This window comes from Streptomyces monashensis (genome assembly GCF_001866665.1).
GTDB classification, from domain to species: domain Bacteria; phylum Actinomycetota; class Actinomycetes; order Streptomycetales; family Streptomycetaceae; genus Streptomyces; species Streptomyces monashensis.
In genome coordinates, this window is the sequence record NZ_MLYO01000019.1 from 70176 (window position 1) to 93086 (window position 22911).

22 protein-coding genes are annotated in these 22911 nt (G+C 73.0%); 14 read left to right on the forward strand and 8 right to left on the reverse strand.

Features of this window, described 5'->3' with window-relative positions; genetic code table 11:
* The first annotated feature begins 216 nt into the window (after nt 1-216).
* The 5 genes from BIV23_RS12005 (at nt 217) to BIV23_RS12025 (ending at nt 6182) form a co-directional block, all read left to right on the forward strand.
* Nucleotides 217-1131, forward strand: a complete 915-nt coding sequence (locus BIV23_RS12005) for a winged helix-turn-helix domain-containing protein (protein ID WP_071380783.1) — start codon at nt 217-219, stop codon at nt 1129-1131.
* Nucleotides 1132-1240: 109 nt separating this feature from the next.
* Nucleotides 1241-2125 (forward strand): FadR/GntR family transcriptional regulator, encoded by an 885-nt coding sequence (locus tag BIV23_RS12010; protein WP_177239859.1) that lies wholly within the window; start codon nt 1241-1243, stop codon nt 2123-2125.
* 83 nt (nt 2126-2208) lie between these two features.
* Nucleotides 2209-2874 (forward strand): HAD family hydrolase, encoded by a 666-nt coding sequence (locus tag BIV23_RS12015; RefSeq protein WP_245790499.1) that lies wholly within the window; start codon nt 2209-2211, stop codon nt 2872-2874.
* A gap of 128 nt (nt 2875-3002) precedes the next feature.
* Nucleotides 3003-5384, forward strand: coding sequence for an aminoglycoside phosphotransferase family protein (locus BIV23_RS12020; RefSeq protein WP_245790500.1), 2382 nt, complete (start codon nt 3003-3005; stop codon nt 5382-5384).
* Between the two features lie 180 nt (nt 5385-5564).
* Complete coding sequence (locus BIV23_RS12025) at nt 5565-6182, forward strand: RraA family protein (protein ID WP_071380785.1); 618 nt, start codon at nt 5565-5567, stop codon at nt 6180-6182.
* A gap of 123 nt (nt 6183-6305) precedes the next feature.
* On the opposite strand, the gene BIV23_RS12030 is transcribed toward BIV23_RS12025, so the two are convergent.
* Together BIV23_RS12030 and BIV23_RS12035 are read right to left on the reverse strand one after the other, a co-directional pair.
* Nucleotides 6306-8681, reverse strand: a complete 2376-nt coding sequence (locus BIV23_RS12030; RefSeq protein WP_071380820.1) for an ATP-binding cassette domain-containing protein — start codon at nt 8679-8681, stop codon at nt 6306-6308.
* A gap of 64 nt (nt 8682-8745) precedes the next feature.
* Nucleotides 8746-9384, reverse strand: a complete 639-nt coding sequence (locus tag BIV23_RS12035) for a LysE family translocator (RefSeq protein ID WP_071380786.1) — start codon at nt 9382-9384, stop codon at nt 8746-8748.
* 81 nt (nt 9385-9465) lie between these two features.
* Between BIV23_RS12035 and BIV23_RS12040 the strand changes: the two genes are divergently transcribed.
* The 5 genes from BIV23_RS12040 to BIV23_RS12060 all read left to right on the forward strand — a co-directional run bounded on the left by BIV23_RS12040 (nt 9466) and on the right by BIV23_RS12060 (nt 13267).
* Nucleotides 9466-10803, forward strand: a complete 1338-nt coding sequence (locus tag BIV23_RS12040; RefSeq protein ID WP_071380787.1) for an aminotransferase-like domain-containing protein — start codon at nt 9466-9468, stop codon at nt 10801-10803.
* A 241-nt stretch (nt 10804-11044) separates the two neighbouring features.
* On the forward strand, nt 11045-11602 hold the full coding sequence (locus BIV23_RS12045; RefSeq protein ID WP_071380788.1) for a DUF3291 domain-containing protein: 558 nt from the start codon (nt 11045-11047) through the stop codon (nt 11600-11602).
* 64 nt (nt 11603-11666) lie between these two features.
* Entirely contained in the window at nt 11667-12140 is a 474-nt protein-coding gene (locus BIV23_RS12050) for a helix-turn-helix domain-containing protein (protein ID WP_071380789.1), read from the forward strand.
* 79 nt (nt 12141-12219) lie between these two features.
* Nucleotides 12220-12810, forward strand: coding sequence for a hypothetical protein (locus BIV23_RS12055; protein ID WP_071380790.1), 591 nt, complete (start codon nt 12220-12222; stop codon nt 12808-12810).
* A 130-nt stretch (nt 12811-12940) separates the two neighbouring features.
* Nucleotides 12941-13267 carry a DUF2516 family protein gene (locus tag BIV23_RS12060; RefSeq protein ID WP_071380791.1) on the forward strand — a complete coding sequence of 109 codons (327 nt, stop codon included), beginning with the start codon at nt 12941-12943 and terminating at the stop codon, nt 13265-13267.
* Between the two features lie 75 nt (nt 13268-13342).
* On the opposite strand, the gene BIV23_RS12065 is transcribed toward BIV23_RS12060, so the two are convergent.
* The 4 genes from BIV23_RS12065 to BIV23_RS12080 all read right to left on the reverse strand — a co-directional run bounded on the left by BIV23_RS12065 (nt 13343) and on the right by BIV23_RS12080 (nt 17882).
* Entirely contained in the window at nt 13343-14647 is a 1305-nt protein-coding gene (locus tag BIV23_RS12065) for a PP2C family protein-serine/threonine phosphatase (RefSeq protein WP_071380792.1), read from the reverse strand.
* Between the two features lie 334 nt (nt 14648-14981).
* Nucleotides 14982-16067 (reverse strand): C40 family peptidase, encoded by a 1086-nt coding sequence (locus BIV23_RS12070; RefSeq protein ID WP_071380793.1) that lies wholly within the window; start codon nt 16065-16067, stop codon nt 14982-14984.
* A gap of 227 nt (nt 16068-16294) precedes the next feature.
* Complete coding sequence (locus tag BIV23_RS12075) at nt 16295-17107, reverse strand: class I SAM-dependent methyltransferase (protein WP_177239862.1); 813 nt, start codon at nt 17105-17107, stop codon at nt 16295-16297.
* A gap of 61 nt (nt 17108-17168) precedes the next feature.
* Nucleotides 17169-17882 carry an LAETG motif-containing sortase-dependent surface protein gene (locus BIV23_RS12080; protein WP_071380794.1) on the reverse strand — a complete coding sequence of 238 codons (714 nt, stop codon included), beginning with the start codon at nt 17880-17882 and terminating at the stop codon, nt 17169-17171.
* Between the two features lie 308 nt (nt 17883-18190).
* Here BIV23_RS12080 and mshA point away from each other — a divergent pair, with 308 nt between their 5' ends.
* Nucleotides 18191-19528, forward strand: coding sequence for a D-inositol-3-phosphate glycosyltransferase (gene mshA / locus BIV23_RS12085; RefSeq protein ID WP_071380795.1), 1338 nt, complete (start codon nt 18191-18193; stop codon nt 19526-19528).
* A complete protein-coding gene (locus BIV23_RS12090; protein WP_071380796.1) occupies nt 19521-20030 on the forward strand; it encodes a type III secretion system chaperone family protein in 510 nt (169 codons plus the stop codon). The genes mshA and BIV23_RS12090 overlap by 8 nt, the downstream gene beginning before the upstream one ends.
* Before the next feature lie 140 nt (nt 20031-20170).
* Here BIV23_RS12090 and BIV23_RS12095 read toward each other — a convergent pair whose 3' ends face one another.
* Nucleotides 20171-20968 (reverse strand): helix-turn-helix transcriptional regulator, encoded by a 798-nt coding sequence (locus BIV23_RS12095; protein WP_071380797.1) that lies wholly within the window; start codon nt 20966-20968, stop codon nt 20171-20173.
* 49 nt (nt 20969-21017) lie between these two features.
* Here BIV23_RS12095 and BIV23_RS12100 point away from each other — a divergent pair, with 49 nt between their 5' ends.
* Nucleotides 21018-21467 (forward strand): DUF2000 domain-containing protein, encoded by a 450-nt coding sequence (locus BIV23_RS12100; RefSeq protein WP_071380798.1) that lies wholly within the window; start codon nt 21018-21020, stop codon nt 21465-21467.
* Between the two features lie 55 nt (nt 21468-21522).
* Here the strand turns inward: BIV23_RS12100 and BIV23_RS12105 are convergent, their stop codons facing one another.
* On the reverse strand, nt 21523-21996 hold the full coding sequence (locus tag BIV23_RS12105; RefSeq protein ID WP_071380799.1) for a carboxymuconolactone decarboxylase family protein: 474 nt from the start codon (nt 21994-21996) through the stop codon (nt 21523-21525).
* A gap of 519 nt (nt 21997-22515) precedes the next feature.
* On the opposite strand from BIV23_RS12105, the gene BIV23_RS12110 reads away from it, so the two are divergent.
* Nucleotides 22516-22725 (forward strand): hypothetical protein, encoded by a 210-nt coding sequence (locus BIV23_RS12110; RefSeq protein ID WP_071380800.1) that lies wholly within the window; start codon nt 22516-22518, stop codon nt 22723-22725.
* Nucleotides 22726-22911: the final 186 nt, after the last annotated feature.

Consider the following 22911-nt stretch of genomic DNA (forward strand, 5'->3'; position numbering starts at 1 on the left):
CCGTCTCGTGTTCAGTTGTGACTGTGCGCTTCGGTGGCCGTCCCCTGCCCGGGCTCCCGGCTCCCCTCCGGAAGGAAGCCCGGTCGGCCAACCACTGGGGAAGCTCGACCAGGTCGTGCAAGTTGGCAGCCAACTTCACTGTACTTATCTCCGCGCGGAAGCGGCTCATAACCAGCTGTCGCCGAACTGCCGGAAGTTGGCGGGAAGTTGTAGTGTTTGTCCGTGGACCCGGAGCACGTCCTGGCCAGTGGACGGACGAGGTCACAGCAGCCCCGCTCGTCCCACCGCGACATCGCCGACGAACTGCGCAGCCGGATCAGGTCCGGCGTGCTGCGGCCGGGTCAGCGCATGCCCACGCAGGCCAAGCTGGCCGACGAGTTCGGCGTCGAGCGCGGGGCCGTACGGGAGGCGCTGCGCATCCTTCAGGCCGAGCAGCTGCTCGTCAACGTGTCCAAGGGCAGCCCGGCCACCGTGGCCCCCGCGCTCGGGCCTGCGCCTTTCGTGTCCGGACCGGCCGCCGCGCCGCAGCCCACCATGGTCGGGCTCACCCCGCGCATCGCGGCCGCCTTCGCCGCGCCGCACGTGCGGATCGACGCGCTCTGCCTGACCTCCGTCTCGCTCACGCTGGCCGTCGGCGAGCCCCTGCGGCAGATCCACGCGGGACGGCTGAAACCGGCCAAGATCGACGTCCGGGTGCTGCTGCCCAGCCGGGACATCGACCTCGCCTTCCCGGCGCCCGTGGCCGCTGACGACGGGGGTCTGCTGCACCGCCGCTGGCTGGCCCAGCGCAACGCCCAGGGGCAGGTGCTGCGGCAGAACCTGCTGGCGCTGCTCACCACGCACGGCATCGACGTCCACGTCTCCTTCCGGGCGTTGCCGTTCACCCCGCCCGTGAAGCTGTATCTGCTCAACGACGCGGAGGCGCTGTTCGCGTACTACACGCTCAAGCGCCGTGAGCGCGAGATCGAGCACGAGCATCTGGAGCTGTACGACGCCGACGGCACGCGCTCGATGCTGTTCGCCTTCGAGGGGGACGCCGGGGCGCGGGACGCGGCGTTCGTGGAGCAGTCCCGGCGGTGGTTCGACGCGCTGTGGGGGACGATCAGTTCGGAGCTGCGGTTCGGCGCATAGTCACCGGGCACGTGGGTGGCAGCCAACTCGGGCCAAGTTGCCGGTGCTTGGCAGCTATGGGCGCACAACTTCTGGGCAACTCTCCCTGGATGGATCAGAGTTGTAGCGTTTGGTCGTGACTCGGGAGTATGTGGCAGTGAACGGCAGCAGAAGACGCACGCCCCAGGAGATCGCCGACACCCTGCGCGAACGCATCCGCACGGGTGCCCTGCGGCCCGGTGCGCGGCTGCCCACGCAGGCCGTGCTGGCGGGGGAGTTCGGCGTCGAGCGGGGTGCCGTGCGCCAGGCGCTGCGCGTGCTCCAGGAGGACGGGCTGCTCAGCGACGTCAGCAAGGGCAGCCCGCCACGGGTCGCCGAGCCGCGCGACGGCGCGCGCGACGGACCGCAGCCGACCATGGTGGCGCTGGCGCCCCGGCTGACCGAGGCGTTCGCGGCGCCGCACGTGCGCATCGACGCCGTCTGCCTGACCGCCCAGAGCCTGATCCCGGCGCTCGGCGAGCCGCTGCGGCTGATCCACGAGGGGCGCCTGCGGCCCGACCGGATAGACGCCCGGATCCTGCTGCCCGGCCGGGACATCAACCTCGCCTTCCCGGTCTCGGTCGACGCCGGGAGCGAGGAGGACGACGCCGTGCACCAGCGCTGGCTGGCGATGCGCAACGCCCAGGGCCAGGTGCTGCAGTACAACCTCCAGGCGCTGCGCGGCACCCACGACATCGACGTCCAGGTCACCTTCCGGGCGCTGCCGTTCACCCCGCCGGTGAAGCTGTACCTGCTCAACGGGGCGGAGGCGCTGTTCGCGCACTACATGATCAGCCGGCGCGAGGAGCCGACCGACAGCGGAACGCTGCAGATGTGGGACACCCTGGGTTCCGAGTCGCTCCTCTTCTCCTTCGAGCGGCGCTCCGGGCAGCGGGACGCGGCGTTCGTGGAGCAGTCGCAGAAGTGGTTCGACGCCCTCTGGGAAACCATCACGTCGGACCTGACACTCTCCTAGTGACTTCTGATGCGAATTCTGATGCGACGTCTGACGCAAGTGGGATCGAAAAGCTTCGGGAACTGATCACACCGGCCCGCTTCGTGCTGTGGGACTTCGACGGGCCGATCTGCCGGCTGTTCGCCGGACGCCGGGCGTCGCTGGTGGCCGCCGACCTGGTGGAGTGGCTGGAGCGCCAGGGCCTGCACGGGCTGCTCACCGAAGCCGAACGGGAGACCCTGGACCCGCAGGTGGTGCTGCGCGCGGTCGGCCGCCGGCGTCCGGGCAGCGACCTCGTCGCCGGGCTGGAGGAGCGGCTCACCCAGGAGGAGCTGCGGGCCGCCGCCTCCGCCCTGCCCACCGCGTACGCCGATCCGCTGATCCGCACCTGGACGGCCGTCGGCGCCCGGCTGGCCGTCACCACCAACAACTCGCCCCGCGCGGCCCGCACCTACCTGGACTCCCGCGGCCTCACCGGCTGCTTCGCCCCTCACCTGTACGGCCGTACCGACCAGCTGCACCACCTCAAGCCGCACCCGCACTGCCTGCACCGGGCGCTCGCCGCGATGGGCGCCCCGCCCGGGGCCGCGCTGATGATCGGCGACGCCGTCACCGACCTGGCCGCCGCGCGCGAGGCGGGCGTCGCGTTCCTCGGCTACGCGCGTAACGACGGCAAGGAACGAGTGCTGCGCGCGGCGGGCGCCGACCTGGTCGTACAGTCGCTCGAACCCGTCCTGACGCTGCTCCGGAGCGGGCGTCCGGTGGGCTAGCATGCGCTCACGTCCGGGCCACCGCTCGGACCTGTGCGTACGCGCGCGAAGGGAACGGGTACGAGCCGGCCCTCGGCCGCCGCCCTCCTTTCCTCCTCCCTTTCGCGTGATCGATCCTGGAGCGGCCCGTGGACGCATCGCCTGGTCCCCGAGCCGCGGCCGGGGAGGCCGGTACGGACTCCGTCGTCCAGGAGCTCCTGTTCCGCGCGCTCGCGACACCGCCGGCGCGTTCCGGCCACCACCACGACGACCACGTCCTGCCGCTGACCGAACCGGCGGCCCGGCTGCTCGGCCGGGCGCCGGGCACGCCGGTGACCGTACGGGTGCGGCGGGCCGGTGCGCCGGCGGTGGTGATCCGGACCTGGCCGAGTGAGCCGGAGATCCTGCGGGCGGTCGGGGCCGTACTGCCGCAGGTGCCCGAAGTGCTGCTGAAGGGCGTGGACTTCACCGTCCTCAGCCATGTGGAGGGCACCCGTCCCGTGCTGCCGTCGGCGACGGACGTGGCCGGGCTGCTGGCCGCGGTGGTGCAGGTGCGCGGGTCGGCGCTGCCGCGGCTGCCGGCCGGCCGTCCCGGCAACCACACCGATTCCCAGGGATTCCTGCGCGCCCTCGCCCACCAGGCCGAGCAGCAGATCCGTCGGCCCAACTGGCGGCGCCACGGCGGTCTGTTCGTGGCGCTCGGGGTGCCCGAGGACGCGTTGCTGCGGTTCGCCGAACAGGTCCCGGCGATGACCCGGCGCCCGTACGGCCTGCTCCACGGCGACCTGCACGGCGGCACGCTGCTCGTGCCCGCCTCCGGGGCCGTGCCGTTGACGTGTGTGGACTGGGAACTCGCCGGGTACGGCGACCCGTTGTACGACCTCGCCGTGCACCTGGTGCGGATGCGGTACCCCGAGCAGCGCCGGCGGGAGGTCGTCGAGGCGTGGGAGGCGGCCGTGCGCCGGGTACGGCCCGGTGCCGTCGCCGGTCTCGGCAAGGATCTGCGGCACTACGTCGCCTTCGAGTACGCGCAGTCGCTGTACGCCGCCGTGATCCGCGCCGCACGTTCCCTGGAGGACTCCTTCGACCGGGGCCGCCTGGAGACGGCGACGGCGGACGTCCACACGGCCCTGCGCCGGGGCGCGGCGGCGCTGCGGCTCGGTCGGGTGCCGGAGCGGGCCGAGATCGAGCGGGTGCTGTTCCGCCGGGGTGTTTCATCGCGTCTCCCACCCGCACCACCCGTGACGGTTTCGTCGCCGGGCGCGGGTGGCCCCGGCGGGGCGGAGACGCCGTCGGCGGGTGCCGGTGGTGCCCGTCCGGGGGGTTCGTCGTCGGCGGGTGCGGGTGGTGTCCGTCCGGGGGGTTTTGTGTCGGCGGGCGGCGGTGGTGGCCGTGTGGGCGGGGTCGGATGGATCCCCGATCGGCGGGTGCCCGAGCATCCCGGGTTTCCGCACTCCGCCGTGCTCGACGCGCTCGCGCTGGAGGGCGCCGCGCCCGCCGGGCGGGTGTTCAAGGGGGCGGCCCATCTCAACACCGTGCTGCGGGTGCCCGGCACGGGGTTTCCCGTGGTCGTGCGGCGTGAGGTGACCGTCGTGCTGCGGCGTGAGCCCAGCTTCCTCAGTGAGCACGCCGTGCTCGCCGCCATCGAGCGGTCGGGGGCGGCGGTGGCCGCGCCCCGGGTGCTGGCGCTCGGCGAGAGTCACGCCACCGATCCCGCCCACCGCTACCGCGGGGACCGGTTCGCGGTGCACACGTACGAGGGCGGGCGGGACCTCGGGCGCCGGCCCGAGCACCCGGTGCACGGGCTGCGGCCGCACGAGGCGGACTGCCTGGTCGACCAGCTGGCCGAGCTGACGACGGTGGACTACACCGAGGTCGACCCGGTGGCCGGCCGCTCCGGGTTCTGCGACGGGCGCCGGTCCGGCTTCTACGACTGGCTCAGCGGCCAGCTCGTGGCGCTGGTCGCCGCGCTGCCGAAGGAGTCCCAGCAGGCGGCCCGCTTCCTCGGCCTGCCCGACGCGCCCCGGCTGCGCGAGATCCTCGCCCGGCACCGGGTCACCGGCCGCGACTCCGCCCTGCTGCACGGCGACCTCAACCCCTGGAACCTGGTCCGCCGCGACGACGGCCCGGCCCTCACCCTGATCGACTGGGAGCTGGCCGTGGTCGGGGACCCGCTGTACGAGCTGGTCCGGCACATGCACCTCACCCCGACCCGGCCGGAGATCCGCGACCGCATGTTCCGCCGCTGGGACGACCGGCTGGCGCCGCGGTTCACGAAGAACTGGCAGGAGGACTGGCGGGTGTACCGCTGGATCGAACTCGTCCGCTCCGCCTACGTCGACCTCGACCGCCTGGTCACCGGCACCGGCCTCGACGCCCCCAACGTCCGCCGCGCGCTCGACTCGTACGGCATGACGCTCGCCGCCGCCACCGCCTCCCTGGGCCTGTCGCCCCGGCGGCAGGCCGGTCCGCGACTGCCGCCCGCCCTGGCCCGGCCCACCCGCCCCGGCGGTCCCGGCGGTCCCGCATAGGCCGGCCGGCCCGCCGCGACCCGGTCACCGGCCTGGACGCCGTCCCTGGTGGCGCGGGCGCACCGGCGCCAGGAACGGTCGGAGGCGGCGTTCGCGGCGCACCTGATGACCCGGGCGGTCCCCCGCCTCGACGGCGTGCACGGCCGCCCGCTGCCGTTCTGACGGGGATAGCGTGCGGCCATGACCGACACCGTGATCTCCGCCGCCCTCCGGGACGTCCCGACGACCACCCTCGCCGATCTGCTGGGCCGGGAGCAGGTGATGGACATCGGGATACGGCCGCTGTGGGGTCCCCCGCCGCGCGTCGCCGGACCGGCGTTCACCGTCAGCTGCCCGCCCGGCGACAACCTCATGCTGCACGCGGCCATCCACCGCGCCGCCCCCGGCTCGGTGATCGTGGTCGAGTCCGGCGACCTGGACCACGCCCTGGCCGGCGGCAACGTCTGCGCGGTCGCCCGGCGCAACGGCGTCGCCGCGTTCGTCGCCGACGGCCTGATCCGCGACCTCGGCGAGGTCCGCGAGCTGGGCTTCCCCGTCTTCGCCCGGGGGATCATCCCGATCCCGGGCGCGAAGAAGGCCGTACGCCCGCTGAACGAACCCGTGCGGTGCGGCGGCGTACGGGTGGAGCCGGGGGATGTGGTCGTGGCGGACGAGGAGGGCGTCGTCGTGGTCCCGCACGCCCGCGCCGAGGAGCTCCTCCCGGCCGCCCGCGCCAGACTCGCGAAGGAGGCCGAGGAGACGCTGGACGACTGGGAGAAGGCGCATCGGGCGAAGATCGACGCGCTGTTGAGGGGCTGAACCGGAGCGCCCCGAACGGGGCGCGGGTGCTGTGCCGATATGCGGCTCCGCCGCGTGGGCGCGAGCGACCACGACGAACCCGCACCCGGCAGGAAGACACCCCGACGGCGCGGAACCGCTCCGTCATGCCCCCACGTACGCGGCCAGGTGCTCCCCGGTCAACGTCGAGCGCGCGGCGACGAGTTCCGCCGGTGTGCCCTCGAACACCACCCGGCCCCCGTCGTGCCCGGCCCCCGGGCCGAGGTCGATGATCCAGTCGGCGTGGGCCATGACGGCCTGGTGGTGCTCGACCACGATGACGGACTTGCCGGAGTCCACCAACTGGTCGAGCAGGCCCAGGAGATGCTCGACGTCGGCCAGGTGCAGACCCGCCGTCGGCTCGTCCAGGACGTAGACGCCGCCCTTGTCGGCCATGTGCGTGGCCAGCTTCAGCCGCTGGCGTTCGCCGCCGGAGAGGGTGGTGAGGGGCTGGCCGAGGGTGAGATAGCCGAGGCCGACGTCGGTCAGCCGCCGGAGGATCCTGTGGGCCGCCGGGATGTGCGCCTCGCCCGCGGCGAAGAACTCCTCCGCCTCGGTCACCGACATCGCCAGCACCTCAGCGATGTCCCGCCCGCCGAGCGTGTACTCCAGCACGGACGCCTGGAACCGCCTGCCCTCGCACTCCTCGCACGGGGTGGCGACACCGGCCATCATCGCGAGGTCGGTGTAGACGACCCCGGCGCCGTTGCAGGTGGGGCACGCGCCCTCGGAGTTGGCGCTGAACAGGGCCGGCTTCACGCCGTTGGCCTTGGCGAAGGCCTTGCGGACCGGCTCCAGCAGACCGGTGTACGTCGCCGGGTTGCTGCGCCGGGAGCCGCGGATCGGGGCCTGGTCGACGGAGACCACGTCCGCACTCCCGGGGCCCTCGGGTACCGAGCCGTGCACGAGCGAGCTCTTGCCGGAGCCCGCGACGCCGGTGACCACGCAGAGCACGCCGAGCGGGATGTCGACGTCCACGTCCCGGAGGTTGTGCGTCGTCGCGCCCCGGATCTCCAGCGCGCCCGTCGGCTTGCGCACGGTGTCCTTCACGGCGGCCCGGTCGTCCAGGTGGCGGCCGGTGAGGGTGCCGCTGCCCCGCAGCGCCTCGACGGTGCCCTTGAAGCAGACCGTGCCGCCCGCCGTACCGGCGCCGGGGCCGAGGTCCACGACGTGGTCGGCGATCGCGATGACCTCCGGCTTGTGCTCCACGACGAGGACCGTGTTGCCCTTGTCGCGCAGGCGCAGCAGCAGGTCGTTCATGCGCTGGATGTCGTGCGGGTGCAGACCGGTGGTGGGCTCGTCGAAGACGTACGTCACGTCGGTCAGGGCGGAGCCCAGGTGGCGGATCATCTTCACGCGCTGCGCCTCGCCGCCCGACAGCGTGCCCGCCGGCCGGTCCAGCGAGAGATAGCCGAGGCCGATCTCCACGAACGAGTCCAGGGTGTGCCGCAGCGAGTCGAGCAGCGGCCCCACAGACGGCTCGGCCAGCCCGCGCGCCCACGCGGCGAGGTCGCTGATCTGCATCGCGCACGCGTCGGCGATGCTCACGCCCGCGATCTTCGAGGAGCGGGCCGCCTCGGTGAGCCGGGTGCCCGCGCACTCGGGACAGACGGCGAAGGTGACCGCGCGGTCCACGAAGGCCCGGACGTGCGGCTGCATGCCCTCCTTGTCCTTGGCGAGCATCGACTTCTGGATGCGCGGGATCAGACCCTCGTAGGTCATGTTGATGCCCGCGATCTTCATCCGGGTCGGTTCCTTGTGCAGGAAGTCCCGGAGTTCGCGCTTGGTGTACCGGCGGATCGGCTTGTCGGGGTCGACCAGGCCGGACTCGGTGTAGAGCCGGTAGTTCCAGCCGCCGGACTTGTAGCCGGGGATGGTCAGCGCGCCCTCGTTGAGGGAGAGGGAGTCGTCGTAGAGCTGGGTCAGGTCCAGGTCGGAGACCGTGCCCCGGCCCTCGCAGCGCGGGCACATGCCGCCGGTGATGCTGAAGCTGCGCCGCTCCTTGACCTGCTGCCCGCCGCGCTCGACGGTGACCGCGCCGGCGCCGCTGATCGAGGCGACGTTGAAGGAGAACGCCTTGGGCGAGCCGATGTGCGGCGTGCCGAGCCGGCTGAAGAGGATGCGCAGCACGGCGTTGGCGTCGGTGGCGGTGCCGACGGTGGAGCGGGGGTCGGCACCCATCCGCTGCTGGTCGACGGTGATCACGGTGGTCAGCCCGTCGAGGACGTCGACCTCGGGGCGCGCCGTGTTCGGCATGAAGCCCTGGACGAACGCGGGGTACGTCTCGTTGATCAGCCGCTGCGACTCGGCGGCGATCGTGTCGAACACCAGCGAGCTCTTGCCCGAGCCGGAGACCCCGGTGAAGACCGTCAGCCGGCGTTTGGGCAGCTCGACGTCGACGTCCTTGAGGTTGTTCTCCCGGGCGCCGTGCACCCGGATCAGGTCGTGGCTGTCGGCGGCGTGCGCCGGGGCGAGGTCCATGCCGGCCAACCTAACGCCGTCCGCGCCGCCGGCGCTTCTCGAATCCTGACGGCTTCGAGAGGCCCTACGCCGGACCCGAGGTGTCGGCGGCCAGCGAGAGGGCGAGCCCGCCGAGCACGGTGCCCATCAGCAGGCGCTGCACCCTGAGCCAGGAGGGACGGCGGGAGAGGAAGACGGCGATCGTGCCGGCGGCGAGCACGATGGCCAGGTTGACCGCGATGCTCACCACGATCTGGACCGAGCCGAGCAGGAGCCCCTGGAGCAGCACGTGGCCCTTGCCCAGGTCGACGAACTGGGGGATCAGGGAGACGTACATGATGGCGATCTTCGGGTTGAGCAGGTTCGTCATCAGCCCCATCGTGAAGAGCCTGCGCGGCGGGTCGTGCGGCACGTCCTGCGGGGCGAAGACCGACACGCCGCCCGGCTTCAGGGCGTTCCAGGCGAGGTACGCGAGGTAGGCGGCGCCGGCCAGCTTCACCGTGACGTACAGCTCGGGTACGGCGGTGAAGACGACCGACAGGCCGAGGTTCGCGGCGAGCAGGTACACCAGGAAGCCGAGGGCGACCCCGCCGAGGGAGATCATCCCGGCCCGGCGGCCCTGGGTGATGCTGCGCGAGACGAGATAGATCATGTTCGGGCCGGGCGTGAGGACCATGCCGAGCGCCACCAGGACCACGCCGAACACTCCACTTGGTTCGATCATGCGGCGAGCGTAGGTCAGTTCAATAGCTCGGTGCAATCAAAAGATTGCTCTCGGTGCAATGATGTGGTGGGGTGGGGTGCCATGAAGGACTACCGGAGCGTCGCCGACGCCGTGGCCGAGGAGATCCGCGCCGGCACCCTGCGGCCCGGCGACCGGCTGCCCCCGCAGCGCGCGTTCGCCAAGCGGCATGGCATCGCCGGTTCCACCGCCACGCGCGTGTACCGGGAACTGGCCCGGCGCGGCCTGACCGTGGGCGAGGTCGGCCGCGGCACGTTCGTGCGCGCGACGGCCGACGGCCCCGCCCCCGCGCTCACGGAACCTGCGCTCGCCCGGATCGACCTGGAGCTGAACCACCCCGTCGTACCCGAGCAGAGCGCCCTGCTCGCCGAGGGGCTCGGCGGGCTGCTGCGCCCGGACGCCCTCGCGCACGCGCTGCGGCCGGTCGGCGCGGCCGGGCTGCCCGCCGTCCGGGAGTCCGCCGCCGCCCTCCTCGCCCGCGGCGGCTGGCGCCCCGACCCCGCCCGGATCCTGTTCGCGGGCAACGGCCGGCAGGCCGTCTCGGCCGCCGTCGCCGCCCTGGTGCCCCCGGGCGGCCGCCTCGGCGTCGAGGAGCTGACGTACCCGGCGATCAAGGCGGTGGCGGCCCGGCTCGGCATCACCCTCGTCCCGCTGGCCATGGACGCGGACGGGCTGGTCCCGCGGGCGCTGGCGCGGGCCCACGCGGCCGCCCCGCTGCACGCCGTCTACGTCCAGCCGCGCGTGCACAACCCGCTCTCGCTCACCCTGCCCGAGCGGCGGGTCGTGGAGCTGGCCGAGGTCCTGGAGCGGCTCGCCCTGCCGGCCGTGGAGGACGCGATCTGGGGGTTCCTGCGCGACGAACTCCCGCCGCTCGCCGCGTACGCCCCCGAGCGGACCGTCCTCGTCGACAGCCTGTCCAAGCGGCTCGCCCCCGGTCTGACCCTGGGCTTCGCCGTGGCCCCGGCCGCGCTCACGCCGGCGCTCTCCGCCGCCCTGCGCGCGAGCGGCTGCACCCCGATGCGCTTCGCGCTGGAGGCCGCCCACCGCTGGCAACAGGACGGCACGGTCGCGGAGTTGGCGAGCGCCAAGCGGCGGGAGGCGGTGGTGCGGCAGGAGATCGCGGCCCGGCGGCTCGCCGGGTTCGACGTGCGCGGCGACGACCGCTCCTTCCACTGCTGGTGGCGGCTGCCCGGCGGCTGGCGCGCGGACACGTTCGTCGCCGCCGCGGCCCGGCTCGGCATCGGGGTCGTGCCCGCGGCCGCCTTCACCGTCGACGACGCCCACGCCCCGGCCGCCGTCCGCGTCGGCCTCGCCACGCCCCCGCGCGACGTCCTCGCCCAGGCGCTCGGCACGCTCGCCGACCTCGCCCGAACGGCCCCCGAGGACGCGGTCGCCGACTGATCCGAGCCGGGGTGCCGCATCCCCCCGATCCCGCCGGTGTCGTGCGGACCGTCACCCGCCGGTCGCGGGGCCGCCGGCCCCGGCCCCCGCAACGGGCCTGCACAAGAGGCCACTTGGGCAGGGAAAACGCAACTTCGACAGGGCCCGCTCGGGCAGCTACCTTCACCCGGACTTCGGCGGTCACCCACGGCCGCACGGGGGCTCCTCACGCCCCGCGAATCCTCGCCCCAGGGAGAGACGCATGCCCCATCTGGCTCTGTACACATTCGGCGTCCTGAAGTCACCTCTCGCCGATCCCGCACCTCTCACGCGCGAGTTCTACGACATCGGTGAGGCCGTCTACCGGACGTTCAGTCAGCACCCCGGACACCTCGGGCACGCCGAAGCGGCGGACGGTGACCGGGGCGTGCTCTTCGAGGCGGACTGGGGTGCGTGGGGAGAGTTCGCCGTACCGACCTGGTACGGCAAGGGACGCACCGCGGAAACCACCGCCCTGGCCGCGACCCTCTCGCTCTGGACCGGCCTGCGCCCCGCCTTCGACGCCGTCTACACCGGTCTGCACCGTGAGGCGCTGAACAGGCGTTACGACTGGTTCGAGAGGACAGAACACCCGAACCACGTGTTCTGGTGGGTCTCCGACGGCGTGATACCCACCTGGCGGAACGGGGTTTCCAGGCTGGAGCACCTCCACGGCCACGGCTCCACGCCGCACGCCTTCACCTTCCACGACTCGTTCGCCCCGGACGGAACTCCGACCAGGACCAAAGCCATCGGGCCCAAGAGCGGCCAGGCGCGCTGACAAGGAAGCACTTTTGCAAGCAAGGTGCTTGCAATTGTTAGCAAGGGTGGGGCAAGGTGGAGGCATGGCATCGCTGAACGTCGGCAACCTCGGTGAGTACCTGCGCGAACAGCGGCGGAACGCCCAGCTGTCGCTGCGGCAGCTCGCCGACGCCGCCGGGGTGTCCAACCCGTACCTGAGCCAGATCGAGCGCGGGCTGCGCAAGCCCAGCGCGGAGGTGCTCCAGCAGGTCGCCAAGGCCCTGCGCATCTCCGCCGAGACGCTGTACGTGCGCGCCGGCATCCTCGACGCGGAGCGGGACGGGGAGGAACGCCTCCGGGAAGGCGCGACGCGCGCCGTCATCCTCGCCGACCCCTCGCTCAACGAGCGGCAGAAGCAGGTGCTGCTCCAGATCTACGAGTCCTTCCGCAAGGAGAACGGATTCGGGGGCGGCGAGCCCGACGCGGCCGAGGACGGCCCGGCGGGCACCGACCACGACACCGGCGGCACGGACGGCGTAAGCGATGTCGATGCCGGTCCGCGGCGGACGGCCGGATAACCGGACCAGGGCGCCGGCCGCCCCACCGCGGACCACACCAACCCTCAGCCGAACGCGAATCCGGGAGGACCAGATCACCATGGCCATCACCGACGACCTGCGCAAGACCCTCAGCGACCCGACTCCGCTCTACTTCGCCGCCGGTACCGCCGACCTCGCCTACCAGCAGGCCAAGAAGGTGCCCGCCCTGGTCGAGCAGCTGCGTGCCGAGGCCCCGGCCCGCATCGAGGCCGTGCGCAACACCGACCCCAAGGCCGTGCAGGAGAAGGCCGCCGCCCGCGCCAAGGAGGCGCAGGAGACCCTGCAGACCAAGGTCAACGAGTTCCTCGGCACCCTCGACGTGGACCTGAAGAAGCTCGGCGAGCAGGCCCAGGACCTCGCCCTGCGCGGCGTCGGCGTCGCCGCCGAGTACGCCGTCAAGGCCCGCGAGACCTACGAGAAGGTCGCCGAGCACGGCGAGCAGACCGTGAAGACCTGGCGCGGCGAAGCCGCCGAGGACATCGAGGACTTCGCCATCGCCGTCGAGGGCAAGCCCGAGCCGGTCGCCGTCAAGGAGGAGGAGCCGAAGCCCGCCGAGGCCGAGCCCGCCGAGAAGAAGCCGGCCGCCAAGAAGACCCCGGCGCCGCGCAGGAACTCCACGGCGAAGAAGACCACGCCGCCCGCGAAGTGAGCGCGCGCGACGAGGCGGCACCGGGCCGGGCACCTTCGGGGTGTCCGGCCCGTTGTATGGGTACCGTGGCTGTACGGACGACTCGACTCGGGTGGTGGGTACTGTGCTGACAACGGCAATCGGCGGAGTGATGTGGCTGATCTTCACCGCCATGCTGGCGCTCGCCATCGTGGCGTTCGTGATGGCGGCGTTCTTCCGCGAGGACGCCTACCGCGCCGCGAGCAAGAACAACAAGGGCTTCTGGCTGATCATCCTGGGCCTCGCGGTCGCGGTGAACCTCTTCGTCCCCTGGCTCTTCCTGCAGCTCGCGGGCCTGGTCGCCACGATCGTCTTCTTCGTGGACGTCCGCCCGGCCCTCCAGCAGGTCTCGGGCGGCCGGGGCGGCAAGGGCTTCCGGAAGCGGGGCCGCGGCAGCAGCAGCGACGGTCCGTACGGGCCGTACAACGGCGGCCGCTGACCAGCGGCGCCCCACCGGTCGGCAGCCGCGGACGGGGCGGTGCCTCCTACGGCACTTCCTGCCGGGAGGTACCGCTCACGTCGTCCGGTCCAGCAGCACGACCGCCACGTCGTCCGTCAGCTCGCCCCCGTTGAGCTGCCGGACCTCCTCCACCGCGGCCCGCAGCAGTGCTCCGCCCCGCAGCCCCTCGGACAGCTGCCGCCGGATCATCGAGACCATGCCGTCCTGACCCAGCCGCTCCTTGCCGTCGCCGACCCGCCCCTCGATCAGCCCGTCGGTGTAGAGCATCAGGCTCCACTCGGCCCCCAGCTCGACCTGCATCCGCGGCCAGCGTCCGCCGGGCAGCAGCCCGAGCGCGGGGCCGTTGTTGTCGTAGGGCAGCAGCCGCGCGTCCCGCCCGGGGCGGGCGAGCAGCGGCGCCGGGTGTCCGGCCAGGCACAGGCCCGCGCTGCGGCCGTCCGGCGCGATGTCGACCGTGCACAGCGTCGCGAAGATCTCCTCGTCGGCGCGCTCGTGCTCCAGCACCTGCTGCAGCGTGCTCAGCAGCTCGTCCCCGCACAGCCCGGCGAGCGTCAGGGCGCGCCAGGCGATGCGCAGCTCCACGCCGAGCGCGGCCTCGTCCGGGCCGTGGCCGCAGACGTCACCGATCATGGCGTGCACCGTGCCGTCGGGCGTGCGGACGGCGTCGTAGAAGTCGCCGCCGAGCAGCGCCCGGGAGCGGCCCGGGCGGTAGCGGGAGGCGAAGCGCAGCTCGGAGCCGTCCAGCAGGGGCGTGGGCAGCAGCCCGCGCTCCAGCCGGCGGTTCTCCTGTGCGCGCAGTCGGCCCTCCGCGAGGCGCCGCTCGGCGGTGTCGGAACGTTTCCTCTCCACCGCGTACCGGATGGCGCGGCTCAGCAGCCGGCCGTCCAGCTCGTCCCGGAAGAGGTAGTCCTGGGCGCCCACGCGCACGGCCTCGGCGCCGCGCTCGGGGTCGGCGGAGGCGGTCAGCGCGAGCACGGCGTGCCGGGGCGCGAGCCGGAGCACGTGCTTGAGCACGGCCAGCTCGTCGCCGGCGTCGTCGCGGCCGGGCGAGGACAGCGCGAGGTCCAGCAGGATGCAGTGGACGTCGTCGGTGAGCAGCCGCTCGGCCTCGGTGAGGTTGCGGGCGGTGCGCACACGGATCGGCTTGCCGGCCGAGTCCTGCAACTCGTGCGCCAGCGGTGAGCCGGCCGGATCGTCCTCGATCAGCAGCAGTGTGAGAGTGGTGCCGGTGCCGCCGGTGGGCGTGGCGTCGCGGTGGGCCTCTTCCTTGAGGGGGCCGCCGACTGCAGTGGCGGCCTCCTGCGCCTGACCACTCTCCACGGCCGGGATCGCTCTCTGCCGCGGTACGGGTACGGGCATCGTGTCGGGTTCCTTCCCTCCCCCCGAGGGCACGACGGCGCCGAGGGACTCGGGCCATCGACGGGTGACCATAGCGGCATTGCCCGCCCCGATGGAATGGTGTGAGACGCGTCGCTCCCGCGCAGACCGCTGTCATATGCCGCGTTCCCTACCGCAGTTGGACAGGGTGCCCCGGCGCACGGAATGACGAAGCTCACGTCTGCCGGGGTTCGGGCGGGGGCGGGGTGCGGTGGGTCACATGGCGTGGGTCACGCGCGGGGTGGTGTGCGGGTGGTGCGCAGGGCGACGGGGCGGTGTGGCGCGGTGGTGTGCGGGGTGCGCCCGGCCGTGAGGCCTACGCGTCCGGCCGTACGACGCCCAGGATCGCCATCGAGCCGGCGCCCGCGATCGTGACGTTCCGGCCCGGGCGCGGGGCCTGGATGATGGCGCCGTCGCCGATGTAGATGGCGACGTGGCTGGCGTCCGTGAAGTAGACGATGAGGTCGCCGGGCCGCATGTCCTTGATGTCGACGTGCTTGAGCTGCTGCCACTGCTCCTGCGAGGTGCGCGGGATGGGCCGGCCGGCCGCCGCCCAGGCCTGGGAGGTCAGGCCCGAGCAGTCGAAGGAGCCGGGGCCCTCGGCACCCCACACGTACGGCTTGCCGAGCTGGGCGGTGGCGAACGCGACTGCCTTCCTGCCCTGTTCGGTGGCCTTGGCGTTGATCTCCTTGAGGATGCCGGTGTCCAGCCAGGCGGTCTGGGCCTTCAGCGCGGCCTGGTTCTCCAGCTGGTCCAGCCGCTCCTGGTCCTTCTTCGCCAGCTCGGACTCCAGCTTCTTGGCGGCGGAGATCTGCTGCTCGATCTTCTTCTTGGCGTCGGCCTTGGTCTTGCGGTCGGCGTCCAGCTTCTGCCACTGCGCGGCGGCGTCGACGGCGTAGGCCTGCAAGTCGTCCTGGGTGCCGGTCAGTTCGCCGATCAGCTTCTTCGTCGCCTGCTGGCCCTGGAGCACCAGACCCGCGCCGTCCAGGAACTGGCCCGGGTCGTCGCTGAGCAGGAACTGCGCGGTGGGCGGCAGACCGCCGGTGCGGTACTGGGCGCGGGCCGCCGCGCCCGCCTGGTCCCTGAGCTTCTCCAGCCGCTGCTGTCCCGTGGCGATCCTCTTCGCCAGCGCGACGATCTCGGCGGACTGCTTCTTCGTGCGCTCCTCGGCGGCGTTGTAGGCGTCGGTCGCGACGGCCGCGTCGTGGTAGAGCTTGTCGAGCTGCTCGCGGACCTTCTCAAGGTCCTTGTCGGGCACGGGAGTCGAGGACGGCGTGGGGGAGGGTGTCGCGCTCGGCGTGGGTGCCGGAGCGGCGAAGGCCGTGCCGGGTGCCGACAGCGCGGACACCGCGCAGACCACGGTCACGGCGGCCATCAGCATGCCGCGCTTGCCCCAGCCCATCACACGTCCCCCAACCTGATTTACCGTCAGTAACTTACGGTGCCCGGGGATCGTGCCACGTCACGGCGCAAAACGACAGAGGCAATGACAGACCCACGGAAACGACACGGGAAGAAATCCCCCCGCACCCACCGCCGTATGGCGATCTCCCACGGATGTGACGAACGGCGCACGGAGATCGTTCCCCCCTCCCCTCCGGTGCCTGGCGGCCCCGCCGGGTGCCGGGGTCAGCCGCGCGGCGCCAACGCCCCCCACGCGACCGTCACTTCACCCTGCCGCCAGCGGGCCGGGGAGTCTGTCACCGGCCAGTCCGCCGTCAGGTCCCGTACCGTGCGCAGCCAGCGCTGGCGGGCGCCGTAGGAGGCGTAGGGCGCGGCGGCGGCCCAGGCGCGGTCGAAGTCGCGCAGGAAGGCGTGCACCGGCTCGCCGGGGACGTTGCGGTGGATGAGCGCCTTCGGCAGCCGCTCGGCGAGGTGGGACGGCCGCTCCAGCGAGCCCAGCCGGGTGGCGAAGGTCACCGTGCGCGGCCCCTCCGGGCCGAGCGCCACCCACACGTGGCGCCGCCCGATCTCGTCGCACGTCCCCTCGACCAGCAGCCCGCCGCGCGAGCCGGCGCCCGCCGGGGCGAGCCGCGCGCACAGCCGCTCCCAGACGGCGGCGACCTGGTCCTCGTCGTACTGGCGCAGCACATTGGCGGCCCGGACGAGCAGCGGGCGCCCGGCGACGGGGATCTCGAAGCCGCCGTGCCGGAAGACCAGCCCGTCGCGCTCGTACGGCCTGGCCGCCGCCACCCGCTCCGGTTCGATCTCGACGCCGACCACGCGCGCGCGTGGCGCGACGGTCCGCAGCCGGCCGAGCAGTTCGACGGCGGTCCAGGGCGCGGCGCCGTAGCCGAGGTCGATCGCGAGCGGGTCCGCGGCGCGGCGCAGCTCGGCGCCGTGCGTGGCGGCGATCCACCGGTCCATGCGGCGCAGCCGGTTGGGGTTGGTCGTCCCGCGCGTCACCGTGCCGATGACGGGGGTCGCTGCGCGGGCTGCCATGTGTACGAGGGTAAGCGGGCGCCCGGCCGAACTCCGTCGGCCGGGCGCGTGGGGCCGGGGGTCAGCGGGAGCGCTGCGCGGCCTTGCGGCGCAGGACGAGGACGATGCCGCCGCCCGCCACGACCAGCGCGGCCGCCGCACCGGCGATCAGCGGGGTGCCACTGGACGCACCGGTCTCGGCGAGGCGGGTCCCCCCGCCCGCGGGCGACGGGGCGCCGCCCGCCGCCGGCGAGGCGGCCGGACTGCCGCTGTGCGCCGGGGCCGGGACGGCGGAGGCCGCCGAGGAGGGGCGCGCGGACGGCGCCGCCGAGGACGCGGGGGCGGACGGCGTCGGGGAGGCCGAGGGGGCGGAGCCGCCGGCGGGCGCGCAGGGGAAGTCGTCCGGGACGACCACCGGGGGCTTCAGGTCCTCGTCGACGCTGTCGCCCGCCTTCACGTGGACCACGAAGGTCTGCCCGGCGTGCCAGTCCAGGGGATGCAGGTCGACGCTCGCGCCCTGCGCGGTCGGGTGCCCGATGGTGCCGGTGTCGAGGTCCCGTTCCCCGCCCGGCATGCTCAGCTCTATCTTCAGGGTGAGCGTGGCGGGGGTGCCGGAGGCGTCCTTGTCGGTGACCCGGACGACGGGCTTGCCCGCGCTGTCGCAGGCCGGGGCGGCGGTGAAGTCGGCGATGTCGCAGGCGAGCGCGGACTGGGCGGCGGCGACGGAGAGGGCGGCCGCGGCGGCCGACGTGCCGATGGCACGCGCCGCCCTGGTGAGGTGACGGGAACGGAGCACGAGGAAGCGTGTACATGCCCCGTGCAGACGCTGTCAAAGGTTGTATCGCAGCAGGTCGAGCCTTGTTCTAAGAGGTTTCCGCCACGAGTAAAGGGGTGCCGCGTGCGGGTCGGGCGCCCACCCGGACCGCCGGCCGGCACCCGCCGACGGGTGGCCGGCGCCCACCCCGACGGTCGACCGCGGCAAGGTCATGATTGGGTAAAGCGGTCCGATCGGGAAATGACAGCGACCCCGCCCGCTGTTGCACCCCCTTGGAGGGCGCGGCAGGCCCTCCGGCAGGCATGCCCGCAGCCCAGGAGGAACGCCAGGTGAGCCAGTACGTCAGCAGGCTCGGGCGCCGCTCTCCGGCGACCGCCCCCCGGCTCCGGCTGCACCGTCGGCCGCGCCGGGTCGCCATGCTCTCCGTGCACACGTCCCCGCTCGACCAGCCCGGCACCGGCGACGCCGGCGGCATGAACGTCTACATCGTGGAGCTGGCCCAGCGCCTCGCCGCGCAGGGCATCGAGGTCGAGATCTTCACCCGCGCGACCTCCGGCGGCCTCGACCCCACCGTCCAGCTGGCCCCCGGCGTCCTCGTCCGGCACGTGGACGCGGGCCCCTACGAGGGCCTCAACAAAGAGGACCTGCCCGCCCAGCTGTGCGCCTTCACGCACGGCGTGATGCAGGCCTGGGCCGGCCACCGCCCCGGCTACTACGACCTCGTCCACTCCCACTACTGGCTCTCCGGCCACGTCGGCTGGCTCGCCGCCCAGCGCTGGGGCGTGCCCCTGGTGCACGCCATGCACACCATGGCCAAGGTCAAGAACGCCAGCCTGGCCGCCGGTGACACCCCCGAGCCCGCCGCCCGCGTCATCGGCGAGACCCAGATCGTGGCCGCCGCCGACCGCCTCATCGCCAACACGGCGGAGGAGGCCGACGAGCTGGTCCGGCACTACGACGCCGATCCCGCCAAGGTCGCCGTCGTCCACCCCGGAGTGAACCTCGACCGCTTCCGCCCGGCCGACGGCCGGGCCGCCGCCCGGCTGCGCCTGGGCCTGCCGCAGGACGCCCTGATCCCGCTCTTCGCGGGCCGCATACAGCCCCTGAAGGCCCCCGACGTGCTGCTGCGCGCCGTGGCCGTCCTGCTGGACGAGCGCCCGGAGCTCCGCTCGCGCATCCTCGTGCCGATCGTCGGCGGGCCGAGCGGCAGCGGGCTCGCCAGGCCGGAGGGGCTGCAGAAGCTCGCGGCCCGGCTCGGCGTAGCGGACGTCGTACGGTTCCGCCCGCCGGTCGGCCAGGAGCAGCTCGCGGACTGGTTCCGGGCCGCGTCGCTGCTGGTCATGCCGTCGTACAGCGAGTCCTTCGGGCTGGTCGCGATCGAGGCGCAGGCGACCGGTACGCCGGTGCTGGCCGCCTCGGTCGGCGGGCTGCCGGTGGCCGTGCGCGACGGCGGGACCGGCTTCCTGGTCCAGGGCCACGACCCGGCCGACTACGCGCGCGTGCTGCGCCGGTTCGCCGACGAGCCCGCCCTCACCGACAGCATGGGCCGGGCCGCCGCCCGGCACGCGCGGTCCTTCGGCTGGGACACGTCGGCGGCGGCCACCGCCGAGGTCTACACGGCCGCGACCCAGTCGCACCGCCGTCACGTACGCTCGCCCCATGGGTGACGTCGCAGGTGGCACGGAGAAGACCGCGCAGGTCCTGGAAGGTGTCCTGAAGGACGCCGAGCTGGAGTGGGAGAGCCCCGAGCCCGGGAACTACGTGGTCAAGCTCCCCGGCACCCGCAAGCTGTCCACGACGGTCTCCTTCCTCGTCGGCCGCCACTCCCTCTCCCTGAACGCCTTCGTCGTCCGCCACCCCGACGAGAACGAGGCGGGCGTCCACCGCTGGCTCCTGGAGCGCAACCTCAGGCTGTACGGCGTGAGTTACGCCGTCGACCGCCTCGGTGACGTCTACGTCACCGCCCGCCTCCCCCTCGCCTCGGTCACCCCCGACGAGATCGACCGCCTCCTCGGCCAGGTCCTGGAAGCGGCCGACGGCGCCTTCAACACCCTCCTGGAGCTGGGCTTCGCCTCCTCGATCCGCAAGGAGTACGCCTGGCGGGTGTCCCGGGGCGAGTCCACGCGCAACCTGGACGCGTTCAGGCATCTGATCGAGCGCTCCGACTGACCTTCGCCTTCTTTCGTACGACCCCTTTCCCGACGGCGGGCCAGGCGGGCCTCATGGCCCAAGCCTCCCCTGGCCCCGAGGGCCCGTCTGGAGTTCTACGGCACGACGGACGTCGTAGGCCCGCGCAGTCTGTACGACGCTCAGCGCGCGCTGAGCCGGTAGCGGCCGGGGGTGACCCCGACCAGCTTCTTGAAGTGCCGGGTGAGATGGGCCTGGTCGAAGAACCCGGTGACGGCCGCCACCTCGCCCGGCGCGCGCCCCTCCAGCAGCAGCCGCCGGGCCCGCCCGACCCGCCGCGACATGAGGTACTGGTGCGGGGCGATGCCGTACGCCCCGCTGAACGCCCGCACCAGATGGGCGGGATGGGCCTGCAGCAGCCGCGCGGCCTCCTCCAGCCGGACCCCGTCCACGACCCGGCCGTCGAGCAACTCCCGCAGCCGGCGGGCGAGCACCGGATCCGGGCGGTGCACGGGCACGTCCGTGCGCCGTCGCAGATGGTCCCGCAGCCGCTCCCCGACGAGGGTCAGCCGGCTCTCCGCCTCCAGTTCGTCGCCGGGCCGGGCAAGGGCGGAGTGCAGTCGCCCGACGCGCTGCCGCAGCAGTGGATCCCGCAGATCGGGCGTGTCGACGGCGGCCCCGATCAGGTCCTCGCCCAGCCGGCTGCTGTCGAGGTAGACGACCCGCTTGCGGAAGCCGTCCGGGGTGGCGGGCGAGCCGTTGTGCGCCACGTGCGGCGGCAGCAGCGAGACCGTGTCGAGCGGCGTGCCGTGCTCGTGCCGGTCGAGGTCGTACCGCACGGCCCCGTCGTCCACGATGAGCAGCGTCCAGGCGTCGTGGACGTGCATCGGATAGGCGTACTCGGTGAAGTGGGCGTGGAAGACCTCCACGACACCCGGGACGCGCGGGCGCCAGGCGGAGACTTCCTGCTGGTCGGCCACGTTAAGAACGTACAAGACCCGCGGTCCGGCCGCCGGGCAGTCTCACCGCATGAACACCGAACTGTTCCCCGGCGAGCCTGTCCGCCCTGTCCGCTTCGACACGAAGATCGCCGTGCTGCTGCGCGAGGACCTGGAGCCCTGGCAGCGTCTCAACGTGACGGCGTTCCTGGTCAGCGGCCTCGGCAGTCAGGTTCCCGAGGTGATCGGCGAGCCGTACGAGGACGCTGACGGGGTCGGGTACCTGCCGATGTTCCGCCAGCCGGTGCTGGTCTTCGAGGGGACGAAGGAGACGTTGAAGGCGGCCCACACCAAGGCGCTGAGCCGCGCCCTGCCCAGGGCGGTCTTCACCGCGGACCTGTTCACGACGGGCAACGACCGCGACAACCGGGCGGCGGTGCGGGCCGTGCCGACGGCGGAGCTGGACCTGGTCGGGCTCGCGGTGTACGGCCCGCGGAGCGGGGTGGACAAGGTGCTGAAGGGGGCGCGGATGCATCCGTGAGACGCGTCCGCGCGGGCGAGGCGCCCCTCCGCCCCCCTCCGGCACCCTCGGGTGACTACGTGAACTGGCCCGGCTGGTAGTCGCCGGCGGGCATCCGGACGATGACGTTCAGCCGGTTGTAGGCGTTGATGAGGGCGATCAGTGTCATCAGGCCGAAGAGCTGGTTCTCGTCGTAGTGCTTGGCGGCGTTCGCCCACACCTCGTCCGGGACACCACCGGCCGCGTCGGCGATCCGGGTGCCCTCCTCCACCAGCTCCAGGGCGGCCCGCTCGGCCTCGGTGAACACCTTGGCCTCCCGCCAGACGGCGACCAGGTGCAGCCGCTGCGCGGTCTCACCGGCGGCGGTCGCGTCCTTGGTGTGCATGTCGGTGCAGAACCCGCAGCCGTTGATCTGGCTGGCCCGGATCTTCACCAGCTCCTGCGTGGCGGCGGGCAGCCCGGACTCCGCGACCACCGTGCCCACCGCGTTGAGGTGCTTGATCGCCTTGCCGGCGAGCGGGTTGCCGAAGAGGTTCAGACGCGCTTCCATGATCTGCTCCTGTGTGGTCGTCGATGAGTACACACCTCTGACGGGCGGGCGCGCCGAGATGTGACACGGCCGAGTGTGACGGCCATCACCTCTCACTCCGCTCTCGTCCCGTCCGATCGCCGCCCGCGCGGCCCGGCGCCGAATCTGCACAGCGCGTACGCAACTTCCGGGCATGCGTGCTTGGTTCTTCTCCCTCGGTTCCCCTTGGTGCGGAGTTGTCGTGATCGCCTCGCCGGTGGCAAGAGCTGTGGTGTGCCTGTGTGGCGGGAGGTGTGGAGGAACTGCCCCCGAAGCGTGATCGAGCCCCCACGGATGGGACGACCGGAGCGGCCAACCGGGCAGGTGGGAGCGGCGATTGACTGGCTGCCCGGCGCGGCGCGTGGTTGGATCGCTGGCACCGTCGGGACCGCGCCGAGGTGTCCTGAAAAGGCCGGCGCACGCCCGCGGCCGCGGCCCACCGTCTGTCCCCAGCGGTGCCGCTTTCCCCTGTGGACCATCCATGCGAAGGGCAGTTTCCCCATGAACTCCGCTCACCAGGTTCAGACCGCCGAGCTTTCCGACGCCGACCTCGACACCGTCGCCGGCGGCCTGAGCCCCGAGGCGAGTGCCTCCCTCGGCGCCACCACCATCACCAGCAGCGAGGTGCTGTCCCAGCTCAGCGGCATCACGGGCGAGGCGCAGAGCGTCCTCGGCCAGTACGGCCACGTGGGCGTCAGCATCTCCCTCTGATCACCCCGATCACCTCACCGAGCCCCCTGCCCGCAGATCACCACGCGTGGCAGGGGGCTCGCCCCTGCGGCGCGGGCGACGGCTTCCCCGCCCGCCCGGACCGAGCGAACCTCGACTGCGGCACCCTTGGCCACCGCGCCCCCGGCCCCTGCGCTCTCCCACGACCCCGCGTCCTGACGGGGGCTG